A 6,067-nucleotide genomic window follows, 5' to 3' on the forward strand; every position below is an offset into this window, starting at 1 on the left:
GGAGACAACAACGGGTCTCACCCTGACTCCCCTCGGAGGGGGAGGACCCATGCCCGAGACCGTCTTCGTCGACAACATCTGGAACGACTTCGCGCACAGCTACGATCAGATGATCCCCGAGCTGCCGTGCTACCAGCGGCAGCGCGAGAAGATCCTCCGCGACACCCGGGAGCGCTCCTACGTCATCGACGCGGGGTGTGGCACGGGGCTCGTGAGCGAGCCCCTGGTGCGCCGCGGGCAGCGCGTCGTCGGCTTCGACAACAACCAGGCCATGCTGGCCCTGGCGGTGCGCCGCCGCGCGAAGGAGCCGGAGGCGGTGCGCGCCCGCTGGACGCTGCTGCCCGGGGACGTGGCGCAGTTCCCCCTGGAGGTGGAGGGGGCCGCGGACGCGGTGGTGATGAACAACGTCCTCTTCTACGTGAAGGACCCGGAGGCCGTGCTGCGCGAGGCCTGGACGCACCTGAAGCCCGGCGGCGTCCTGTGCATGACGAGCAACAAGCGGCCCCGGCCCGACCTGGAGCTGGTGCTGAAGAACTCCATCCGGGAATGGGAGGCCCAGGGGCGGTGGACGGAGAGCCTCCAGCGCGCGGTGAACCACCACCGCACCTGCGCCCAGCGGCTCACCACGGACCCCAACGAGATGGTCACCTTCCTGGACACGGACCAGGCGGTGAAGCTGCTGGAGAAGGTGGGCTTCAGCGAGGCGCTGGTGGCCGACGGCGACGACTACTACGGCGAGAACTTCTACGTCTGCATGCGCAAGTAGGGAGCCCTTCCATGACGAACGTGAACCCCCGTTTCCAGCGCAACCTGGGCGTCCTCCACCCGCAGACCATGGACAAGCTCGCCAGCACCCACGTGCTCATCGCCGGCGTGGGCGGCGCCGGGGGCCAGTGCGCGGTGGACCTGGCGCGCCTGGGCTTCGGCTGCCTGACGCTCGCGGACTTCGACGTCTACGAGCGCCACAACATCAACCGGCAGATTGGCTGCTTTGAAAGCACCCTGGGCCAGCACAAGGTGGACGTGGTGGAGCGCATGTGCCGGGACATCCACCCGGACCTGCGCGTGCTGAAGGTGAAGGAGGGCATCACCGACGACAACGTGGCGGACGTGCTCAAGGGCCTGGGCGGCCTGCCGCCGGTGGACTACGTGGTGGAGGTCATCGACATCGCGGGGGCCCGCGCCAAGGAGTCGCTCCACCAGACGTGCCGGCAGCTGGGCATCCCCATCATGACCGGGCTGATGCTGGGCTTTGGCGCCGCGCTCCACGTCTTCCAGCCGGACGCGCCGCTCTACGAGGAGCTCTTCATCCTCCCGGACGGCCGCATCGACCTGCCCAAGATCATCCCGCACCTGGGCAGCTACATGCTCCAGGAGTACATGGATGCCTGCTACCAGGGGAAGGGCCACGCGCCCACGTGCGTGATTGGCGCCACCACCGCCGCGGGGCTGATGGTGAGTGAAATCATGCGAGGCGTGATGCTGGGGGCTCGCGCGATGGTGTCCTGGCCCGAGTACCTCTACGTGGACCTCTTCGACCACCGCTACGTGCGCGGCTCCGTCGGCGCCACCCGTCCGGCCCGCCCGGTGGGGCAGGGCGCGAGGGGCTGAAGGTCGCCCGCCCGGAAGGCTTCTCTCTCCGGGGCCGGGGGCCCTCGAAAAGGGCCCCCGAATCCCCCCGGGGACTACATCACCACGCCGCGCGACCGCGCTTCGTTCACTACCTGCGTGCCATCCACGCCCAGCCGCCGGGCGATGAAGCCCGCCGCCCCGTCCGCGTTCTTGTGCACGCGGATGAACTGGTCGTCATACGTGCGCGTGACGATGAGCATCCCCGACACGATGACGCGCTGGAGGTTGTGCTGTAGCTCGTTGCCTTCGATGATGACGTGGATTTCCGAGAACAGCGCCCGCGCGTCCGACAGCATGTTGGACAGGTGCCGGCGCTGTTCGCTGTTGGGGACCGCGGACTTCGCTCCCGCGATTGTCACCAGCACCAGCGGCTGCTGCTGATGCTGCTGGTAGGCGGCCTGCATCTTCTGAAACACCGCCTGTATCTCTTCCGGCGTCGGTGGAGCGTCCCAGCGCAGGAAGAACACCTTGTCGATGACGTCTGTCTTGTAGACCGGAAGTGCCATGGCGTTCGCGACTCCTTCGTGTCGGACCCAGCGGCCGTCCCGGTCGGTACGCGTCCGGGCGTTCTCCCTGGGCCTGGGGGACATCCTGCTCTTCAGCCGCGGTCAAGAAACTAGCCCTGAAGGCTGACATTGCTGAGACGACACATCCGCGCACCCCTGACGGCGTCACGGACTGTGTGTTCGCCTCGGAGGCCCCCTTGGATGTCCGCTAGCGGATGCTGAACCCAGACGCCGGGGCCGGCTGCCCTGTCTGTCTATTCCGTTCCATGTGACAAGTTTCAACGGCGACTCCCCATGAAAACAAGAAGGCCCCGGGAGCACGGTGGCTCCCGGGGCCTTCCAGAGGCTTCAGGCCGTCAGACGGACGCGGTTACCCGCCGGAGACGGTGGTCTCCACCAGGTTCGCGTCGCCGTTGATCTGCGCGTCGGTGAACAGGATGGGGCGCCACTGCTTCTGGGAGTACAGCTGGGTCTGGTCCGCGTAGTGCGGGGACTTGGGGTCGCCGGACTGGCTGTAGGTCAGCACGGCGTTGGCGGTGGGGCCCGCGTCGGTGAACTGGAGCGCCATGATGAAGGAGCTGCCGTTGTTGATGGGGTAGCCCTCCTTCGCCAGCAGGGTGTTGGCGTTGAACGAGGCCGAGTGGGGCTGGGCGAAGTCGAACACCGTGGTGCGGGCGGCGCCGTAGGACATCACGTTGGTGACGCCCTCGCGGTGCATGCCGCCGTGCAGGGGGATGGGGGCGCCCGCGCGGGTGGTGAACTGCACCTGGCCCAGCGTCTTGTCCAGCGCGTTGCCGGAGCGGGTGATGGTGAAGACGGCCTGCGCCAGCTTCACCAGCACCGGGTCGTCACCCGTGGCGGGCGCGGGCGTCAGGGTGTTGGGCGTGGCGATGGGGTTGGCCGGGTTGAAGCCCACGGAGAACAGCGGGCCCGCGTTCTGGAGGTTGCCGCCGGTGTACGCGCCCAGGAACTCGCGGAACACGAACGCGCCCTTCTGGTCCACGTCGTAGCGGCCGTTCCAGCCGGCCAGCAGCGCGCAGGCCTGGCTGATGTCCACGGCGGTGTTGTTGTAGGTCACCGTCGTCTTGCCCGTGCAGCGCTCCACCACGGACGCGAGCAGCAGCTCCGCCATGCTGCTGCGGTTGCTGAACACGGCCGCCTTCAGCTCCTCGTGGCTGAACTTGCCGTCCGCGCCGGAGGCGCCGGTCTCGCTGACCTCCGTGAGGACCGTGGCGTTCATGCGCGTGCGCGGCGACTGGGGGAAGTTCTCCAGGCCGTGCAGCGGGGAGAAGCCGGTGAGCGGCTGGGAGGGGTTGGCCAGCCAGTAGCTGTCGTTCGCGTTGAAGACGAAGTCCTTGCGCTCCAGCTGCGGCACCTTGGCGAAGGGCACGAGGCCGGGGCTGCGCGAGCCCGGCTCCACCTGCCACTCATTGGCCGGGTCGCTGCCGTTGAGCAGCACGAAGCCCAGGCCCTGGAAGATGCCCGCGGTGATGGGGTTGGAGCCCGTGGTCGCCTCGGTGAGCCACTTGGTGTACGCGTCCTTGGTGAGGTTGGGCGTGGGCGTGGCGTCCGTGTACCAGGCGTTGCCGTCCTTGTCGGCGAACATGGTGTTCACCCAGGGTAGGCCCTGCTGGGTGGAGTAGACGTCCTTGAATTCGGCCAGGGACTTCGCCTTGTTCATGCCGTGGAACTGGTCCAGGAACTTGGTGTTGTCGATGTTGGCGTCGCGCAGCGTGAGCGCCGTCTTGGGGTTCCAGCCCAGCGTGCCAGCGGGGAAGCCCGGCGCGGCCGAGTCCGGGAAGGCGATCATCGGGCCGTAGTGGCTGAACCAGACGGTCTGCGAGTAGTTCGTCAGCGAGCCTTCCGACAGCTTCACCAGGACGGTGATCGTCTTGGAGGTCATCTGGCGCTCTTCGTTGCCGTACTTGTAGACGGTCGGCTTCCCGTCCACGAGCTGCAGCTGGTAGAGGGTCGCGCGCTGGCCGGAGGAGAACGTGTGCGTCCAGCCCACGTGCTCGTTGAAGCCGATGAGCACCGCCGGCACGCCCATGAGGCCCACGCCGTAGACGTTCATCTGGCCCGGCACGGTCAGCTGGCTCTCCCACAGGCGCAGCTCGCCTTCCCAGGGGAAGTGCGGGTTGGCCATGACCATGCCCTTGCCGTTGTCGGTGCGCTCACCGCCAATGGCCCAGCCGTTGCTGCCGAAGTCCGCCAGCTTCAGCCGCTGGAGCTCCTCCAGCGACGGCATCTGCGGGCGCAGCGCGGCCTGCAGCGGGTCCACGGACTGCGCGCTCACGGCGGGGGGCGTGGCGTTCGGGATGGTGAGCGCCAGCGCGTTGATGCCCGCCAGCAGCGTCAGGTCCGTGTTGTACGCCAGCAGGTCGGTGGTGCTGATGGGCCGGACCCAGGCCGCGTTGGCGCACTCGGCGGGACGGGCGTCCGCGGGCACGTCCTCCAGGTACTTGTTGTAGCCGGCCACGTAGCCCGTGACCATGTCCTGCACTTCCTGCGACAGGGTGGGGAAGGCCGCTTCCGCGCGCCCCATCAGGTCCATGGCCCGGTACGCGATGTCGGAGCCCACGTGCCGGTTGCCCGCGCCCTGACCCAGGAAGCGCGCGCGCTCGCCGCGCACCTTGAGGATCTGATCCGCCAGCGTACAGACGTGGTCCTGCGCGAAGGCATAGCCCTGGCCGAAGCCCAGGCTGGCGTAGTTGTCCGCGGTGATGTGCGGAATGCCGTAGGAGGTGCGCTTGATCTTCGCCGTGTACTTCGGGGTCGTCGGGGTGGGCCCCGGATCGACGGGCTTGGGATCATCCTCACAGCCGGTGGCGGTGGCCACCAGCGCCAGGGACGCGATCAGGGAGAGAGAAAGACGGCGGGTCCGGACAGAACGGAACCCCCCGCGAGGAGGAAGATTATCGGGGATGTGCTCGGGCATGGCGGCCCGGAGACTAGGAAGGTGGCGATTCGCCGGTCAATGTTTCTGGGATTTGACTTTTTCACGGGGATGACACGGCCAGATGCGCTGCGTCGTGGGTTTGGGAAAGCCGGAAAGACGGTGTGTGTTACATGTGAGCCATGACGTCCGAGCCCTCGTCGCCGCCCGCGGCCCGCCGCCCGCGCCGCCACTTCTCCATGATTCGCACCTTCGTGCTGGCGGACTTCGTCACGCTCGGCAACGGCTTCTCCGGCGCGGGGGCCATCCTCGCGGCCATGCAGGCGCTGGCCACGAACAACCCACGCTGGCTGTGGGTGGCGTTCTGCCTGATGCCGGTGGCGCTGGCGATGGACGTGGCGGACGGCCGGATTGCCCGGTGGCGCTTCCGCAAGTCCCCGCTGGGCGCGGACCTGGACTCGCTGGCGGACGTCATCTCCTTTGGCATGGCGCCCGCGGCGCTGGCGTTCGCGGTGGGCCTGCGCGGCAACCTGGACGTGGCGGCGCTGCTCTACTTCGTCGCGTGCGGCATCAGCCGCCTGGCGCGCTTCAACGTCACGTCCGCGGAGCTGTCCGACGGCACCGGCAAGGTGAAGTACTTCGAGGGCACCCCCATCCCCACCAGCCTGCTCCTGGTGATGGTGCTGGCGGCGGCCACGTGGCAGGGCCGCATTGGCGACGCGTTGTGGGGCGGGGTGTGGAACCTGGGACCGCTCACGCTGCACCCGCTGGCGCTGCTCTACGTGGCCAGCGGCAGCGCGATGATCAGCAAGACGTTGCGGATTCCGAAATTCTGAAGTCTTCCGCCGTGGTGGGCACGGGTGGTGCCATCCAGTGGACGTTCTGGAGGGCAATTCCCCTGTTTTTCCCACGGTGAGGCGGTTGGCAGTCCCGGGGTGGGTGCCTAGCTTCGCCACCTGATCCGCGAGGGCCACACCTGGAAGGTGTGGCCGCTGCCGCGGCTTCAAGGCTTTTGGGCGAGGCGGGAGGGAAG

Annotated in this window: 5 protein-coding genes; 3 read left to right on the forward strand and 2 right to left on the reverse strand. The window is 67.9% G+C overall.

The features are described from left to right. The first annotated feature begins 49 nt into the window (after nt 1–49). On the forward strand, nt 50–766 hold the full coding sequence (locus D7V80_RS39905; RefSeq protein WP_120593007.1) for a class I SAM-dependent methyltransferase: 717 nt from the start codon (nt 50–52) through the stop codon (nt 764–766). A gap of 11 nt (nt 767–777) precedes the next feature. After that, nucleotides 778–1,611 carry a ThiF family adenylyltransferase gene (locus D7V80_RS39910; RefSeq protein WP_120593008.1) on the forward strand — a complete coding sequence of 278 codons (834 nt, stop codon included), beginning with the start codon at nt 778–780 and terminating at the stop codon, nt 1,609–1,611. 74 nt (nt 1,612–1,685) lie between these two features. On the opposite strand, the gene D7V80_RS39915 is transcribed toward D7V80_RS39910, so the two are convergent. Both D7V80_RS39915 and D7V80_RS39920 read right to left on the reverse strand, forming a co-directional pair. Further along, entirely contained in the window at nt 1,686–2,138 is a 453-nt protein-coding gene (locus D7V80_RS39915; RefSeq protein ID WP_120530077.1) for a DofA protein, read from the reverse strand. Nucleotides 2,139–2,508: 370 nt separating this feature from the next. Further along, nucleotides 2,509–4,977, reverse strand: a complete 2,469-nt coding sequence (locus tag D7V80_RS39920; RefSeq protein WP_304988480.1) for a penicillin acylase family protein — start codon at nt 4,975–4,977, stop codon at nt 2,509–2,511. Nucleotides 4,978–5,216: 239 nt separating this feature from the next. On the opposite strand from D7V80_RS39920, the gene D7V80_RS39925 reads away from it, so the two are divergent. Then, the gene (locus D7V80_RS39925) at nt 5,217–5,870 is read left to right on the forward strand and encodes a phosphatidylcholine/phosphatidylserine synthase (protein WP_120593010.1); all 654 of its coding nucleotides are present in this window, start codon (nt 5,217–5,219) and stop codon (nt 5,868–5,870) included. Nucleotides 5,871–6,067 lie beyond the last annotated feature (197 nt).

Source organism: Corallococcus sp. CA054B (assembly GCF_003611625.1).
GTDB classification, from domain to species: domain Bacteria; phylum Myxococcota; class Myxococcia; order Myxococcales; family Myxococcaceae; genus Corallococcus; species Corallococcus coralloides.